We start from the raw sequence: 17,115 nt of genomic DNA on the forward strand, positions 1-17,115 counted from the left end.
TGATAACAATAGTTATCTTGACCAAGAAGCCACCACTTCAAACATTACCGTAGGTAGTTAAGTGGATGGTAGTTCACGAAAGAGATTATGGAAACAAGAAAACAACGTGATGTTATGGATTCATTTTGTAAAGTAGTTACATATAGAGGATATGATATAACCATAGGTGAACTTTTTTCTATAGGAGAAGAATATACATCCAATCTTCTAAAAAGCGTAAATGGAGGAGCTGCATATCCTATTGAAGATTGGAGTGATTGGTTCGAGGACTTTTTCATCATGTTGGCGAATATATAATATATAAACTAATTAGTTATATTATATATTTAAAGTTAAGAAAATAATTGAGAGATTAAAATATTTAAAAATAAGTGTAAATTTTATCAATCTTAAAAAAGGATTAACTTATTTCTAATAAATTTAGAAAAAATTAAACTAAAATAAGCTGACAAAAATCGATATGAGCTAATGATTTATAAAAGTTAGATGAAAAAATATAAGATATTTCTAAAAATTCAAAAAAAACAATAAGTTTTACCATCTCAGATGTTGAAAAAAAAGATAAAAATAATTTATATGGAAAAAATAAAATTATACGTAAAAAAAAATTGAAATAAAAATTAAAAATGTCGATAAAACGTTAATTTCAAAACAAAATAACGCTATTGACAAACCATATTGCTTTAAATTATAATTATTGAAAATAATGATATTTAAAAATCATACTCATGTCATAGTCTAAAAGTAAGTCAAAAAAGAATGTAAGTCTAAGCAAGTACTACTCTAAAATGTGTTTTATTAAAAAATAAACGTTGAAAAAAATTAATTATTATATAAAAATGCTGTTTATACTTTAACAATGAGGTAGTAATCTAATTAGAATAAAAAACTCTAATTAGTTATATACATAGTAAAAAGGTAAGAGAGGTGATTTGGATGGCTTTTGAAATAATAAAAAGCATTGTTGAGGCAGAGCAGACAGCAGACAGTATTAAAGTAAAAGCTGTTACTGATGCAGAGTCTATCAGAGCTGATGCTGTAAACGAATGTGAAAGCATCTTGGCTGATGTAAAAAAGCAAGCAAAGCTTATGGAAGAAACTCTTGTTGAGAAGGCAGTCACCGACAGTAAAGCAGAGGTTGATAAAATCTTGGCAGATGCTAAAAGTGAATGTCTGAAAATTGAAAAAACTGCGACAGAAAGACGAAGTAAGGCAATCGAGGCGGTTATTGGAAAGGTAGTGAGATAATATGGCAATAGTTAATATGAACAAGATATCTATTGTTGGCTTAGAAGCTCAAAAAAGCCAAATTTTAAAGCTACTTATGAACCGTGGATTTGTTCAAATTGATGATAGTGCCTTTCTTACTGAAATGGATGAGTTAAAAAATCATCTTACAAAAGATGGTGAGGAGTCAGAGGTTATAATGTTAGAACAGAAGATGGCACATGTGAATCAAGCGATTGACATTGTTTCTTCACTAGTGAAACAAAAAAAAGCTATGTTTGCACCAAAAAGAGAATTTAACAAAATTGACAGTGAAAAAGAAGAGGAAATTTATGCTGAAGTTTTGGAGTTAAATAATCTAAATAAAGAGATAGGTACAATAAGGAGTAACATAAATTTATTAAATAATAATAAAAGTATGTTAGAGCCATGGGTAAACTTTGATGTTCCTTTTGAAAAGATGGAAACTAAGTATACAAAAACTATTCTAGGAACGATACCCACAAACGCAAATATTGATGCTTTAAGAGTTAGACTAGAGGATGAAGTGCCAGAAAGTGTTCTTGGAATTATTGACTCTGACAAGTTAATGAACTATGTTTATTTAATTACTTTAAAAGAAACTTTTGATAATGCTACAGAAGTTCTTAAAGAATTTAATTTTTCAATAGTTACATTACCAAGTGAGGAAGGAACACCATCACAAGCTATCAAGAAATACAATGAAATGATAATTAGACAGGAAAACGTTTCTAAAAATAAGACAGAAGAAATCAAAAATCATGGAAATAATATACACATGCTTGAAAATCTATATGATTTTTACACTATAGAAAGAGACCAGAAAAAGATTATAGAGAGACTTGTAAAAACAAAAACAACATTCTGTCTTAATGGTTGGTTGCCAAGTAAAAGTGCCAGTGAGCTAATTAATGAAATCACAGAAAAGTTTGATTGTTGTGTTCAAACAGAGGAAGGAAATAAAGAAGAAGGTTTCCCAATTCTACTTGAAAACAATAAACTTGTAACACCTTTTGAAAGTGTAACAAACATGTACAGTTGTCCAAGCACAAAAGATATTGACCCAAATACAATTATGACTTTCTTTTATGTTATATTCTTTGGAATGATGCTAAGTGATGCTGCATATGGGATAATAATTGCCCTAGTTTGTGGATTTATTATATACAAATCAAAGATGAAAAAGGGTGAAGGAAATTTAATTAAACTTATTGGTATTTGTGGAGTTTCAACTACTATATGGGGTCTTATATTCGGGGGTATTTTGGGGGATTTAATTCCTATAAAAGCTTTAATTAATCCTTTAGAGGATGTTATGGTACTTATGGGGATGTCATTACTGTTCGGTATTATCCATATATATGTAGGTTTAGGAATTAAAGCATATACACTAATAAGAGATGGAAAGGTCATAGATGCAATTTGTGACGTAGGATTTTGGTATTTATGTATAACAGGGGTATGTCTACTTATAATACCTTTTGTTGCAGGAGATATAGGCGTATTTTCTGAAGTAGGAAAATATTTAGCAATTATAGGTGCTATAGGTCTTGTTCTTACTCAAGGGAGAAGCTTTAAAGGAGTACCTGTTAAGCTTTTTAAAGGATTTTCAAGTCTTTATGGTATAACAAGTTATTTTGCTGATATATTATCTTATACAAGAATTATGGCTCTTTGTCTAACAACAGGAGTTATAGGGCAGGTTATCAATCTTTTAGGGGCTATAGCTGGTCCAATATTTGCAGTTGTAATTGGTGTTGTAGGACACACAATAAACCTTCTTATAAATGCACTAGGTGCATATGTTCATACAAGTAGGTTACAGTATGTAGAATTTTTCAATAAGTTTTATGAAGGCGGAGGAGTTCCTTTTGTTCCGTTTAAGTATAAAACAAAATATACAAGCATTAATAAAAAGGAGATGTAAATATGGAATTTTTAAACGCGTTAGGAAATGGTCAATTTTTGGCAATATCAGGAGCTGCTATAGCAGCGTTATTTGCAGGTATGGGTTCTGCTAAAGGTACTTCAATAGCAGGGCAAGCCGCAGCAGGTGTTGTAACAGAAGACCCTAGTAAATTCGGTCAACTTCTAGTTTTACAACTTCTTCCTGGTACACAAGGTCTATATGGATTTATCATAGCTTTCCTTATTTTATCAAAAGCAGGAATTATTGGTGGAGATGCGATACCAACATCAGCTCAAGGTTTACAACTTCTTATGGCAGGGCTTCCAATTGGTCTAGTTGGTTTAGTATCAGGTATTGCACAAGGTAAGGCAGCAGCAGCAGGGGTTGGAATAGTTGCTAAAAGACCTGAAGAACTTGGTAAAGCTATAACATTTGCAGCTATAGTTGAAACATATGCTCTTTTAGGACTACTTGTTTCTTTCTTAGCTTACAATGGAATTGCAATTGGATAATTATAGAATATAATTCATAAGTAAAAAAAATGAAAAGGAGGAAGCACTCCTATGGGTAATGAACAAAAAATGATTGACAGAATTATAGCTGATGCCAAGCAAGAGGCGCAAGAAATATTGGATAAAGCTAAAATTGAAACAGATTCAAAGATAAGCTCAGCTAATGAAAAAGCTGAAAAGGAAATGGCTTCCTATACAAAGCTTGCAGAGGCAGAAGCAGAAAAAGCAGCTTCTAAAGAAATATCAGGAGCTTATATGGAGGCAAAGAAACAAATATTATCAAAGAAACAACAGATTTTAGAAGAAGTAATTTTAGAAGCTAAAAATAAACTTCTAAATCTTAAAGATAGTGAATATGAAAAAATTATATTAAATATGATTGAAAAAGCGAATTGTACAGATGGTTCTGAGATAGTATTATCTAAAAAAGATAGAAAAACATTAAAAGATGTATTATCTAAAAAAGACATCAAAGTGTCTGATGAAACTAGAGATATTACTGGAGGTTTCATAGTTAAAAAAGGTGATATTGAGTATAATTATTCGTTTGAAGCTATAATTGCAGTAGAGCATGAAGATATTGAGCAAATTGCAGCAGAAATTTTGTTTAATTAAGGAGGGGGGTTAAAAAATGGCAGAAGAAAAAACTTATCCCTATGCCGTGGCACGAATAAGAGTGCTTGAAAAACAGCTTCTTAACAGACAAATGTTTATTCAAATGGCAGAAGCTAAAAGCCCTGAAGACTCTTTAAGAATTATAGCAGAAGCAGGTTATACGGATTCGTCAAACAATAATGTTCACAATTTTGAGAATGTTTTGACTCAAGAATTATCTAAAACATATGAAATTCTTAAAGGTCTAGCCCCTGAAGAAAAATTTGTTGATGTATTCCTTTATAAAAATGATTATCATAACTTAAAAGTTTTGATTAAAGAAGAAATCTCTGGTGTAGATGGCGAAAAGTACTTAATTGATGGAGGTACAATTCCACTTGCTAAGCTTAAAGAATCTTTAGCAAATCGTAGTTTTAGTGATTTACCTAAGATAATGGCAGGAGCAATAACAGATGCATTTGAGATTTATAGTAAAACACAAAATGGTCAAATGGTTGATATTGTTTTAGATAAAGCAACTTTTTCAAGTATGAAAGAGACAGCTACAGAAAGCCAAAATAAATTTGTAATAGATTATGTTATGAAAGTTTGTGATTTAACAAATCTAAAGAGTTTTATAAGAGTTAAAAATATGAAGAAAGATTTTGATATGTTTATGAATGTGTTTGTTTCAGGTGGTTCACTTGATAAAGAAAAATTCTTAGAAGCTTTTTCTTCAGACACTCCAGCATCATGTTTTAAATCTACTTCTTACTCTGATGTCTGTAAAAATGGTATGGATAGTGGATTTACTGTCTTTGAAAAACTTTGTGATGATTATCTTATGGAATATGTTAGAGACGCAAAATTTAGACCTCTTACACTAGAACCGCTAATTGCATATTTATATGCTAAAGAATCAGAAATAAAAACAATTAGGATTATTATGACTAGTAAGCTTAATAATATAGACGCAGATACTATAAAAGAAAGGCTAAGGGATGCTTATGTATAAAGTAGGAGTAGTTGGAGATAAAGATAGCATCATGGGATTTTTAGCTCTTGGAATAGATATCTTCCCAGCCTATGATAGTGACGAAATTAAAAAAAGTATACATAAGTTGGTTGAAGATGAATATGCGATAATTTATATTACAGAACAGGCGTCATTGCTTGCAAAAGAATCAATAGCAAAATACAAAGACTATCAACTTCCTGCTATTATAGTTATTCCAGGTATTGGAGGAAGTATGGGATTAGGTATGAATGAAGTAAGAGAATCTAGTAAACGTGCTATAGGTGCAGATATATTATTTAAAGAATAGATGCAAATTGAATAAGAGACAATCTCAAATTTTGTTAATGCTAAAAAAATGTATTGATAAAATATAGGAGGGAATATTTAAATTTTGATAAAGTATATGATTGCAGGTGAGAGAATATGAAAACAGGCACAATTGTAAAGGTGTCAGGACCGCTTGTCGTAGCGGAGGGCATGAGAGATGCGAATATGTTTGACGTCGTAAGAGTTTCTGATAAACATCTTATAGGCGAGATTATTGAAATGCATGGAGATAAGGCTTCTATACAGGTTTATGAGGAAACTTCTGGTCTAGGACCAGGAGAAGAAGTGGTTTCTCTTGGAATGCCTATGAGTGTTGAGCTTGGGCCAGGTCTTATTTCAACTATTTATGATGGTATTCAACGTCCACTTGAAAAAATGTATGAGATTTCAGGTACTAATATAACTAAAGGTGTTGAAGTATCTTCACTTGATAGAACAATTAAATGGGAATTCAAACCTAAAAAGTCTGCTGGTGATAAAGTAGTAGCAGGAGATATAATTGGGGTAGTTCAAGAAACTGCTGTAGTGGAATGTAAGATTATGGTTCCTTATGGAGTAAAAGGTACTATAAAAGAAATATATTCTGGAGAATTTACTGTTGAGGATACAGTTTGTGTTATCACAGATGAAAAAGGTAATGATATAGCTGTAACTATGATGCAAAAGTGGCCAGTTAGAAAAGAAAGACCATATAGGGAAAAGAAAACACCAGATTCACTTCTTGTTACAGGTCAAAGAGTTATAGATACATTTTTCCCAATTACAAAAGGTGGTGTAGCAGCTATTCCAGGGCCTTTTGGAAGTGGAAAAACTGTTACACAGCATCAGCTTGCTAAATGGGCAGATGCAGATATAGTTGTATATATAGGATGTGGAGAACGTGGAAATGAAATGACAGATGTTCTTCTTGAATTCCCTGAACTAAAAGACCCAAGAACAGGCGAGTCACTTATGCAAAGAACAGTACTTATAGCCAATACATCAGATATGCCAGTTGCTGCACGTGAGGCCTCTATATACACTGGTATTACAATAGCTGAATATTTTAGAGATATGGGATACAGTGTTGCACTTATGGCAGACTCTACATCAAGATGGGCAGAGGCTCTTAGAGAGATGAGTGGTCGTTTGGAAGAGATGCCAGGTGAAGAAGGTTACCCAGCGTATTTAGGTTCGCGTCTTGCTCAATTCTATGAGAGAGCAGGAAAAGTAAACTGTCTAGGTATGGATGACAGAGAAGGAACTCTTACAGCAATTGGTGCTGTTTCTCCTCCTGGTGGTGATACATCAGAACCTGTCAGCCAAGCAACACTTCGTATAGTAAAAGTATTCTGGGGACTTGATGCTTCATTAGCATACAAACGTCACTTCCCAGCAATTAACTGGTTAACAAGTTATTCACTTTATCAGGAGAAAGTTGATGTATGGGCAGATAAAAATGTAAATGATAATTTCTCAGCTCAAAGAGCTCAAGCTATGAAACTTTTGCAAGTTGAATCTGAGCTTCAAGAGATAGTTCAATTGGTTGGTGTTGACTCACTTTCAGATGGAGATAGATTGATATTAGAAGTTACTCGTTCTATAAGAGAGGACTTCCTTCATCAAAACTCTTTCCATGAAGTTGATACTTATACATCACTTCATAAACAATATAGAATGATGGGGCTTATTCTAAAATTCTATAAGTCAGCACAAGATGCTATTAAGCAAAATGTTACTATAAATGATATTATCAAGCTTTCAGTTCTTGAAAAGATTGGTCGTGCTAAGTATGTAGAAGAAGATAAACTAGATGCTGCTTACGATGCAATTGAAGATGAAATAGACAACGAGCTTGCTGACCTTATTAAAAAGAGGGGGGCTGAAGAACTATGATAAAGGAATATAAGTCAATACAAGAGGTAGCCGGTCCTCTTATGCTAATAAACGGCGTAGAAGGTGTAAAATTTGATGAACTTGGAGAAATTGAGCTTTCAAGTGGAGAAATTCGTCGTTGTAAAGTTCTAGAAGTAAATGAAGATACTGCACTTGTCCAACTTTTTGAAAGTTCAACAGGTATAAACCTTGCTGAAAGTAAAGTACGTTTTTTAGGAAAGAGTCTTGATTTTGGAGTTTCACCAGACATATTAGGTCGTGTTTTTAGTGGGATGGGTAAACCTATTGATGGTGGACCAGAAATTATACCAGATAAGAGACTTGATATAAATGGTGCACCTATAAATCCAGCAGCGCGTGATTATCCAGCTGAGTTTATACAGACTGGTGTTTCTGCAATAGACGGACTTAATACCTTGGTTAGAGGGCAAAAACTTCCTATATTCTCAGGTTCTGGTTTGCCACATGCTAATCTTGCAGTTCAAATTGCAAGACAAGCAAAAGTTCGTGGAACTGACTCTAAGTTTGCCGTTGTATTTGCAGCTGTTGGTATAACTTTTGAAGATGCAGATTTCTTCATAAGTGATTTTAAAGCAACTGGTGCAATCGACCGTTCTGTGGTATTTGTAAACCTTGCAAATGACCCAGCAGTAGAGCGTGTATCTACACCTAGAATGGCACTTACAGCAGCAGAATACCTTGCTTTTGAGCAAGATATGCATGTACTTGTTATAATAACAGATATTACAAACTATGCAGAAGCATTACGTGAAGTTTCTGCAGCTAAAAAAGAAGTTCCAGGACGTCGTGGATATCCAGGTTATCTTTATACTGACCTTGCTACAATGTATGAAAGAGCAGGAAAAATGAAAGGGCATGAAGGGTCTATAACAATGATTCCAATACTTACAATGCCTGAGGATGATAAAACACATCCAATTCCTGACCTTACAGGATACATTACAGAAGGACAAATTATACTTAACCGTGAACTTTACAAAAAAGATATACAGCCTCCTATAGATGTTTTACCATCACTTTCTCGTCTTAAAGATAAGGGGATTGGTAAAGGTAAGACTCGTGAGGACCATGCAGATACAATGAACCAGCTTTTTGCAGCATACTCAAGAGGTAAAGATGCAAAAGAACTTATGGCAATACTGGGTGAATCTGCACTTTCTGAAATTGATTTAATGTATGCAAAATTTGCAGATGAATTTGAGAAAGAATACGTTTCACAAGGGTTTAGAACTGACAGAACTATTGAGCAGACATTAGAAATTGGATGGAAGCTTCTTAGTATGTTACCCAAAAGTGAACTTAAACGTATTCGTGATGAATATTTTGAAAAATATATGCCTAAGGAGTGATATCTGTGGCTAGATTAAATATAAATCCAACACGTATGGAAATGACTAGACTTAAGAAACTCCTTAAAACTGCAACAAGAGGTCATAAGCTTCTTAAAGATAAGCTTGATGAACTTATGAAACAATTTCTTGAAATTGTAAGAGAAAATAAGCGATTACGTGAAGAAGCAGAAAATGCTCTTGATGCTGCTTATAAAAATTTTATAATTGCAAGGGCAGTTATGAGTCAGGAGTATCTAGGTTCAGCACTTATGATGCCAAAACAATCTGTTTCTGTAGGTGTTTCTACAAGAAATATAATGAGTGTTGATGTTCCTGTGTTTGACTTTAAAACTGAAAACAATCAAAGTGATATTTATCCTTATGGTCTTGCTTTTACATCAGGGGAATTAGATTCTGCTATGGAAGCATTTTCAGATGCAATGGAACCACTTTTAAGACTTGCAGAAAGTGAAAAAAGTGCACAGCTTCTTGCACAAGAGATAGAAAAGACACGTAGACGTGTTAATGCTCTTGAAAATGTAATGATACCAAATTACATTGAAACTATTAAGTATATTGCTATGAAGCTTGAAGAAAATGAGAGAGCAAGTACTACTAGACTTATGAAGGTTAAGGATATGGTGCTTAAAAAAGCACTTGAAGAAAAAAAGAAAAATGATTTAGTTGGATAATTAAATACTTATATAAAATAAGCCTAACGTCCTAGTTTATAGGAGTTAGGCTTATTTTGTACAATATTTCAACACTCCTGATGTAAAAGTTATGTATATTCTACCTTGTATATAAAAAAACTTCAAATAAAATCATACTCGTATGGATAAAAGGGTGTTTTTTATAAGAAGTTTTATGAAGATACAAGGGTCTATATGCATAGAACTTTGTAAAAAAATAATAAATTTAACAAAAATTTCTAAAAATTAACGAATTGTTAATTTACACTTAACTTCATATTAACAAATTAGGTGTATTATATAAACATAAGCAAAAACAATAAAAAACAATTAAAAAAATATAAAAACACAAAAAAGGGGGAAGATATGAAAGAATTTATATTTACTTGTCTGTGTATTGTAGTAATTGCATTTATGACAAGTTGCATATCAACAACACCACAAACTACTCAAGGAAAAGGAAATAATAAACTTACAATATATGCAGCATTAGAAGAAGAGCAAATAGCTTACTATATGGAAGGATTTAGAGAAGAGTATCCTAATATTGATGTAGAAATAGTGATGGATTCTCATGGTGTAATAGCTTCAAAATTATTAGCAGAAAAGGATAATCCACAAGCAGATGTTATATGGGGATTATCAGCAATGAATATGATAGAACTAAAAGAAGATGGGGCACTTGAAGCATATAAGCCTAAAAACTATGACAAGGTAGATAAGAGATTTAAGGATACTGGAAAAAATGTATCATGGGTAGGTATGAGTGTACCAGAGACAGCATTAGTAGTTAATTATAAAGAACTTGAAAAATTAGGGTTGGATGTTCCAAAAGGATATAATGATTTAATAAAACCAGAGTACAAAGGTCTTATAACAATGCCAAATCCAGCATCATCTGGTACAGGTTATCTTACAGTATCAGGACTTATCCAAATGATGGGTGAAAAAGAAGCTTATAATTATATGGATAAACTACATAAGAATATAGCTACATATACACATTCAGGTTCAAAACCTGCAAAACTAGCTGGTTCAGGAGAATACCCAATAGGCATTACACTTGGATATAGAGCTACACAGCAATTGTCTAGTGGAGAACCTATAGAAGTAGTATTTCCAAAAGAAGGTTCAGGTTGGGATTTAGAAGCAAATGCTTTGGTTAAGAAAGATAATATAAAAAAAGAAGCAAAATTGTTTTTAGACTGGGCAATAAGTGATTCAGCTATGGACAGATATGCACATGAAGTAGCAGTGACTTCTATAAAGACAGATAATACTGTACCAAAAGGTTACTCTAAACGTCCATTAGAACAGTTGATTAAAGAAGTTGATTTAAACTCTGCATCAAAAAATAGAAGTGAAGTGTTAAAAACTTGGGAATCAAAATATGGTTCAAAATCTGAAAGTAAGTAAAAGTTAAATGGATTTTTTAATAAAAATAGAGAAAAAAACTTATAAGAAAAATTAAAAAACAAAATTAAAAAAACAAATATAATTGTATAAGGGGAGATTAGATATGAGTTACTTAAAAATAAATAATGTGTTCAAGAGTTATGACCAAAAAAGAGTGTTAAATAATATTAGTTTAGATATTGAAGAAGGTGAATTTCTATGTTTACTTGGGCCTAGTGGATGTGGAAAAACTACATTACTTAGAATAATAGCAGGGCTTGAAGATGTAAATAGTGGAGCTATAATTCTTCAAGATAAAGATATCACGGATTTAGAGCCATCAAAGAGAGGTTTTGGGATAGTATTTCAATCATATGCATTATTTCCAAATATGACAGCATATAACAATATAGCTTTTCCGCTTAAAGAAAGAAAGGTACCAAAAGAAAAGATAGATAAGAAGGTTAGAGAAGTGCTTGAAACAGTTGGATTGAGTAATGAAGCTCATAAGTATCCTAAAGCATTGTCAGGAGGTCAACAACAGAGAATTGCAATAGCAAGAGCATTAGCACTTGAACCAAAGTTTTTACTTTTAGATGAGCCAATGTCTGCACTTGATGCAAAGGTTAGACACAAACTTAGAATGGATATTAAAAAGTTACAGAAAGAATTAAATATAACAACAATAATGGTAACACATGACCAGGAAGAAGCTATAACTATGGCAGACAAAATTGCAATCTTAAATGGTGGTGACATAATGCAGATAGGGACTCCAGAAGAAATATATCAAAATCCTCAAAACCTATTTACAGCTCAATTTATAGGAGATACAAACTGTTTTGATAGAGGAGATTCTATATTAACTGTAAGACCAGAATATGTTCAAATAGAAAAGTCAACAAAAGAAAATTATCATGGAACAATATCTAATATAGAATTTAGAGGGAATCTATTGAGAGTGGAAATAAAAGATAAATTAAATGAAAACTTTATAATAAGTGATGTTTCTATAAAAGAATGGGTTAATTTAAATTTAGTAGAAGGCGACTTTGTAAGTGTAAGTATAGATGAAAAATACTATTTAAAGTATCCAAAAGTTAAAGGAGCATAAATATATGAATAATAATGCTATAAGTTCTAAAAGTATAAATATTAAATCTAAAATGAATTTAGATATAAAAAAATGTATACTTACAGTATTAGTTATGTCTTTGGTAATATTTTTATTGGCACCCATAATCTATCTGTTTGTACAAGCATTTTTAGATAAAGATGGAGTTTTTGTTGGGTTACAAAATTTTAGAGAATATTTAGCTTCTGAAGCACTGTTAAATTCTCTGAAAAATACAATATTTGTATCTGTTATATCAACTATAATATCTTTAACGCTTGCACTAGTCTATGCATATGCACTAACAAGAACAAAGATTAAGTTTAAAGGACTTCTTAAATCTATAGCGATGTTTCCTATGTTTGCTCCTACAATGATGCACGCTATAGGTCTGGTATATTTATTTGGAAACCAAGGAGTAGTGACTAATTTACTTGGAATAAATATTCCGATATATGGTTCAATTGGAATAGTATTAGCACAAATTATATATGTATTTCCTCAATCATTTCAAATACTTTATATATCACTAAACTCAACTGACTATAGATTATATGAAGCTAGCAATGCTATGGGAATAAGCAAGATAAGAGAGTTTTTAAGTATAACGATACCTAGTATTAAGTACTCTTTAATAAGCTCAACATTTGTATCCTTCACATTGTGCTTTACAGACTTTGGAGCTCCAAAAGTTATTGGAGGAGATTTCAATGTATTATCAATAGATGTATACAAGCAAATTATAGGGCAGCAAAATATGCCTATGGGAGCAACTGTATCAATATTACTTTTAATACCTGCAATAATATCTTTTATAGTAACTAAAAAAATCGAAAAAAATCAAAATTCATATATAAATTCAAAATCAATCCCATATAAGGTTAAATCTAATAAGTTAAGAGACAGTATGTTTGGAGTCATTGTAGGAATTATTGCATTTGGAATAATAGCTGTAATGTTGACTGTAATCTTATCTTCACTAATATCTGTTTGGCCATATGATTTAAGACTCACACTTGAACACTTTTCTATGAAAAGTAGTATTGATGGAATTAAGCCATTTATAAATTCAATAGAAATGTCATTACTGACAGCGATTCTTGGTACAAGTTTTGTTTTCTTATTTGCATATCTAAACGAAAAAACAGAAAAAGCTCCATATTTAAAGTCATTTGGATATTTTTTAAGTACATTGCCTATGGCATTACCAGGGTTAGTGTTAGGTATAGCTTATGTACTATTTTTTAATAAATTAGAGTTTAATTTGATGGATACAATATACATTAAAAACTTATTTAATGGATTGTATGGAACATTATTTATCATGGTTATATGTAATGTAGTACACTTTTTCTCAGTGGCATTTATAACTGCAACTACAGCTATTAAGAAAGTAGACAAAGAATTAGACATGGTGGCAAAATCGATGGGAATAAATAGTGCATCAATTCTTAAGAATGTAACAATACCACTTTGTTTGCCAGCAGTTTTAGAAAATTTTATGTATTTTTTCTTAAATTCTATGGTAACAATATCAGCGCTAGTCTTTATATATACAGCAAGTTCGAAGGTTGCAGCTATATCAATTGTACAGTTGGATGATAAGGGAAGTACAGCACAAGCAGCAGCACTGGCTGTATTGATATTAATTACAAATGTACTAGTTAAAGTAATTCATGAATTTATAAAAAATCGTTTGGAAAAAAGAGCAAATTTTAATTAAAGAAGTTATTGTATAAAAATACACATATAAATAAGTCTATTCTTATAATTTATTGTTTATAGAATAGACTTTTTTATATAAATTTAAAATAAATATTAATCTTTTTTATTAGTTTTTCTTTTGTTATAATACATTTCAGAATCTGCACGATGGTATGTATCAAATAAAGAGGTATCTAAGTTTTCATCAAAGACAGCATATCCAATAGACATGGATAAATTTAATTCATTAGTAGAGTTTTCTTCAATTATTTTTAAGTTAATCTTATCGACAATACTATCTATTTCTTCACGATAGGAATCTTTCAAAATAATTATATACTCATCTCCACCAACACGATAAACTATATGCTTTTTATTTATTACATCTTGTATAATTTTACTTGCATTTTTGATGTATAAATCTCCTGTTTGATGGCCAAATTTATCATTGATTTTTTTAAGACCATCTAAATCTATTGACATTATAGAAATTGGTATTTTGAGATTTGAATTGTTTAAGTTATTCATATCTATTTCAAAAGCATTTCTATTTTTTAAGCCTGTTAGATAATCAGTATTGGCAAAATCAGTATATGTAGGATTAGATATACGTTTAAATAGGATTACTGCTACTAATGCGGATATTAAACAAGTTAATAAAGCTATAAAAGGAGTAACTATACTTATAAATCTAAAAGTATTGTATTGATGTTTTGCTTCAAATTCAATTCCCATTACTCCAACGACTTTACCGGCATCATTATGGATAGGAAAATACGATATAAATATGTGTCCCCAGGACGTTTTCTTTATTTTTTTAGGTAGCAATATATTATTATCTAGTGCTTTGTTAAGGTCACCCCAAATCTCTTTTTCTATCAAATCACCAGCATTTCTAAAATCACTTCTAGATGAATCTAAACCATCAACAACATATACCAAGGAGTTGTCTTTTGTTTTTTTTGCAGTGTATAGGTACATAACTCCAGTAGTATTTTTTACAGATTCCAATAGCACCTTAGCACTTTTATAAGACTCTTTTGAGTGGTCTTTTTCAGAATTAATTTCAATAAAGGTATCTTTATCAAGATTTTTTTCTACATATTTATATATATGTCTTGACCTCTCACTTAAAGTATAAATCATATCATTATAAGTGAGTGCATAATTAAAAAAATAAACACATGAAGAAGAAATTATTACAATAATTGCAGTAAGTATTGAAACTTGCATATCAACTCTATTGAATTTTTTATTTATTTCCATATCCCAAATTTTTTGTGAAAAAATGTTTCACAAAATCTCCTCATAATTAATGTATAGCTATAAATATTACCATAATATACATATATATTATCAAAATCATCTAAAAATTACAATCTATAATTTAGCTTAAAGGATTCAAATACAAGGCTTTCTAGAATTACACTATACTTTAATAAATAAACATTATAATATCTTAATAGTATTTGTATTATAATTATTTTATTTGTCAATACCTGCTAATATATCACATACTATGTCAATTCTTTTAAATGGTGTAATGATATAATAACCATCTACATAAGGTTCAATTTCTTTTGCTATTTGAGTTGATATATTGATAGCAAGTTTAGTAGCTTCTTCCTTTGAAGCGTCTTTGTACATATCTATAATTTCTTGTGAGACAGTAATTCCTGAAATTTCATTATTCATAAAACAAGCATTTTTGTAACTTACTACAGGTATAATTCCACCCAATATCTTTGCAGGAAGTATTTCCTTAACTTTTTTTAAGTTTAATAGAGCTTGTTCTGTTAAAACTGGTTGAGTTAAAAACATAGTAACTCCATTTTCTATTTTAATCTTAGCATGCTTAAGTTGAGAATCAAAGTTTGTTGCATTTATATTTAAAGCTCCAAATATATTAAATGGCGTATTAAAGGTATTTTCATTTAAAGTTTTTATGTAATTTGCTAGTATAGAGGAGTTGAAACTAAACATAGCTTTTATTTCATCTCTTTCAGCAGAAGGTATAGGGTCCCCAGTTACTACTAACACATTGTTTATGTTTTCAATATTTAATCCTAAAAGAAGAGCTTTTGTAGCATTAATGTTTCTATCCCTACATGTCATATGTGGTATAGGGGTGATGTCTAATTCTCTCTTTATTTTGCAAGCTAATAAACTACTATCAACTCTTGCTCTTGCTATAGGGCAGTCAGCAATTGTTATTGCATCAACTCCATAGTTTTTTAGTTTTTCAGCACTATTCATAAAAAAATCAATATCTGTATCAATAGGAGGGTCTAGTTCAACTGCTATAATTTTTTTACCTACAGCAAGCTTTTCTAAGAGCTCGTTTTTTGTTACAGATTTAATTTTTTCTTTTGGAGAAATATCATTTTTTATGTCAACATTGCCTTTGTATGAAGAATTTATTATTTCAACAGTCTTTTTAATAAATTCAGGTGTTGTACCACAGCATCCACCTAGTATATGAACTCCTTGATTTAATATTTCTAGCATCTGTTCTGAAAAATAGTCTGAGTTATCTTCAAAAAATGTACGATTATTGATAATAGTTGGATAGCCTGCATTAGGCATAATAGAAACTATATTGTCATTAATATCAAGTGTCTTTATAAAATGTAATAAATGGTGGGGACCAGAGATACAATTAAATCCTAATGCATCAATATTTTTGTCCTTGGAAATAGATTTAAAGATATTAGTTCCACTTTTTCCAAGCCTAGTAAAGCCCTCTGGATTAACTGCAAATTCTGTTAAGATAAATGCGTTTGGTTGTTTTTCCTTTATATAACTTGAGATTTCTGGTAAATATTCATCACTACTAAATGTTTCAAATAGAAAATTAGTTGCTCCAATTTCTAAAAATACATCTACTATTTTCTTATAATCAGGTAACAAATCTCTATCATTTAGAGCAGGTATTGGGCCAATATCAGCAAATATAAATACATCTGTATTTCTTGTTGCCTCTAATGCAATTTCATAGCCACTTTTTATAATATCTTTGACCGTTTTAAAATCACACTCTAGAAGTGTTTCATTTGCTGCAAAAGTATTTGTCTTAATAGCCATACATCCAGCTTTTATATATTCCTTGTGTATAGATAATATTGTAGATGAATCGTTTATATTGGCCATTTCACAATTGAAAGGACTATTTTTTAGTTTAGAATAGTATGTACCCATTGCACCATCAAAAACTAAAACAGAGTCTTTAATATATTCATTTATGTTCATTGCTTCACCTCACACGAATTTAAAATATTTTAAGTATTAGTATATCAACCCAAAAAAATCTTGTCAATATTTGGAAAACATAGTGGAGCATCTTAGCTTATATAACAAGTTTGCTAGTGATTTTGA

Annotated in this window: 15 protein-coding genes; 13 read left to right on the forward strand and 2 right to left on the reverse strand. The window is 30.9% G+C overall.

Going from position 1 to position 17,115, the window contains the following annotated elements; translation table 11 throughout:
- The first annotated feature begins 87 nt into the window (after window positions 1–87).
- From KGF41_RS04880 to KGF41_RS04940, 13 genes are all read left to right on the forward strand, one after another.
- Window positions 88–297: a hypothetical protein gene (locus KGF41_RS04880; protein WP_227827687.1), complete on the forward strand. Its 210-nt coding sequence runs from the start codon at window positions 88–90 to the stop codon at window positions 295–297.
- A 639-nt stretch (window positions 298–936) separates the two neighbouring features.
- Window positions 937–1,248 (forward strand): hypothetical protein, encoded by a 312-nt coding sequence (locus KGF41_RS04885; RefSeq protein WP_227827686.1) that lies wholly within the window; start codon window positions 937–939, stop codon window positions 1,246–1,248.
- 1 nt (window position 1,249) lies between these two features.
- Window positions 1,250–3,175: a V-type ATP synthase subunit I gene (locus KGF41_RS04890; RefSeq protein WP_227827685.1), complete on the forward strand. Its 1,926-nt coding sequence runs from the start codon at window positions 1,250–1,252 to the stop codon at window positions 3,173–3,175.
- Between the two features lie 2 nt (window positions 3,176–3,177).
- On the forward strand, window positions 3,178–3,669 hold the full coding sequence (locus KGF41_RS04895; RefSeq protein ID WP_003422657.1) for a V-type ATP synthase subunit K: 492 nt from the start codon (window positions 3,178–3,180) through the stop codon (window positions 3,667–3,669).
- A gap of 51 nt (window positions 3,670–3,720) precedes the next feature.
- Window positions 3,721–4,284, forward strand: a complete 564-nt coding sequence (locus KGF41_RS04900) for a V-type ATP synthase subunit E (protein WP_227827684.1) — start codon at window positions 3,721–3,723, stop codon at window positions 4,282–4,284.
- A 16-nt stretch (window positions 4,285–4,300) separates the two neighbouring features.
- Complete coding sequence (locus KGF41_RS04905) at window positions 4,301–5,278, forward strand: V-type ATP synthase subunit C (protein ID WP_227827683.1); 978 nt, start codon at window positions 4,301–4,303, stop codon at window positions 5,276–5,278.
- Window positions 5,271–5,588, forward strand: coding sequence for a V-type ATP synthase subunit F (locus tag KGF41_RS04910; RefSeq protein WP_009893746.1), 318 nt, complete (start codon window positions 5,271–5,273; stop codon window positions 5,586–5,588). The genes KGF41_RS04905 and KGF41_RS04910 overlap by 8 nt, the downstream gene beginning before the upstream one ends.
- Window positions 5,589–5,704: 116 nt before the next feature.
- Window positions 5,705–7,483, forward strand: a complete 1,779-nt coding sequence (locus tag KGF41_RS04915) for a V-type ATP synthase subunit A (RefSeq protein WP_227433967.1) — start codon at window positions 5,705–5,707, stop codon at window positions 7,481–7,483.
- A complete protein-coding gene (locus KGF41_RS04920; RefSeq protein ID WP_227433968.1) occupies window positions 7,480–8,853 on the forward strand; it encodes a V-type ATP synthase subunit B in 1,374 nt (457 codons plus the stop codon). Before KGF41_RS04915 ends, KGF41_RS04920 begins: the two co-directional genes overlap by 4 nt.
- Window positions 8,854–8,858: 5 nt before the next feature.
- Window positions 8,859–9,527 carry a V-type ATP synthase subunit D gene (locus KGF41_RS04925; RefSeq protein ID WP_227482033.1) on the forward strand — a complete coding sequence of 223 codons (669 nt, stop codon included), beginning with the start codon at window positions 8,859–8,861 and terminating at the stop codon, window positions 9,525–9,527.
- A 366-nt stretch (window positions 9,528–9,893) separates the two neighbouring features.
- Window positions 9,894–10,943, forward strand: coding sequence for a putative 2-aminoethylphosphonate ABC transporter substrate-binding protein (locus KGF41_RS04930; RefSeq protein ID WP_227827682.1), 1,050 nt, complete (start codon window positions 9,894–9,896; stop codon window positions 10,941–10,943).
- 103 nt (window positions 10,944–11,046) lie between these two features.
- Window positions 11,047–12,036 carry an ABC transporter ATP-binding protein gene (locus KGF41_RS04935; protein WP_227827681.1) on the forward strand — a complete coding sequence of 330 codons (990 nt, stop codon included), beginning with the start codon at window positions 11,047–11,049 and terminating at the stop codon, window positions 12,034–12,036.
- Between the two features lie 4 nt (window positions 12,037–12,040).
- Window positions 12,041–13,759, forward strand: coding sequence for a putative 2-aminoethylphosphonate ABC transporter permease subunit (locus tag KGF41_RS04940; protein WP_227854652.1), 1,719 nt, complete (start codon window positions 12,041–12,043; stop codon window positions 13,757–13,759).
- Between the two features lie 95 nt (window positions 13,760–13,854).
- On the opposite strand, the gene KGF41_RS04945 is transcribed toward KGF41_RS04940, so the two are convergent.
- Both KGF41_RS04945 and KGF41_RS04950 read right to left on the reverse strand, forming a co-directional pair.
- Window positions 13,855–15,006 carry a GGDEF domain-containing protein gene (locus tag KGF41_RS04945; RefSeq protein ID WP_227839667.1) on the reverse strand — a complete coding sequence of 384 codons (1,152 nt, stop codon included), beginning with the start codon at window positions 15,004–15,006 and terminating at the stop codon, window positions 13,855–13,857.
- A 219-nt stretch (window positions 15,007–15,225) separates the two neighbouring features.
- A complete protein-coding gene (locus tag KGF41_RS04950) occupies window positions 15,226–16,989 on the reverse strand; it encodes a bifunctional homocysteine S-methyltransferase/methylenetetrahydrofolate reductase (protein ID WP_227842539.1) in 1,764 nt (587 codons plus the stop codon).
- Window positions 16,990–17,115: the final 126 nt, after the last annotated feature.

This window comes from Clostridioides sp. ZZV14-6150 (genome assembly GCF_020657875.1).
Taxonomy (GTDB): domain Bacteria; phylum Bacillota; class Clostridia; order Peptostreptococcales; family Peptostreptococcaceae; genus Clostridioides.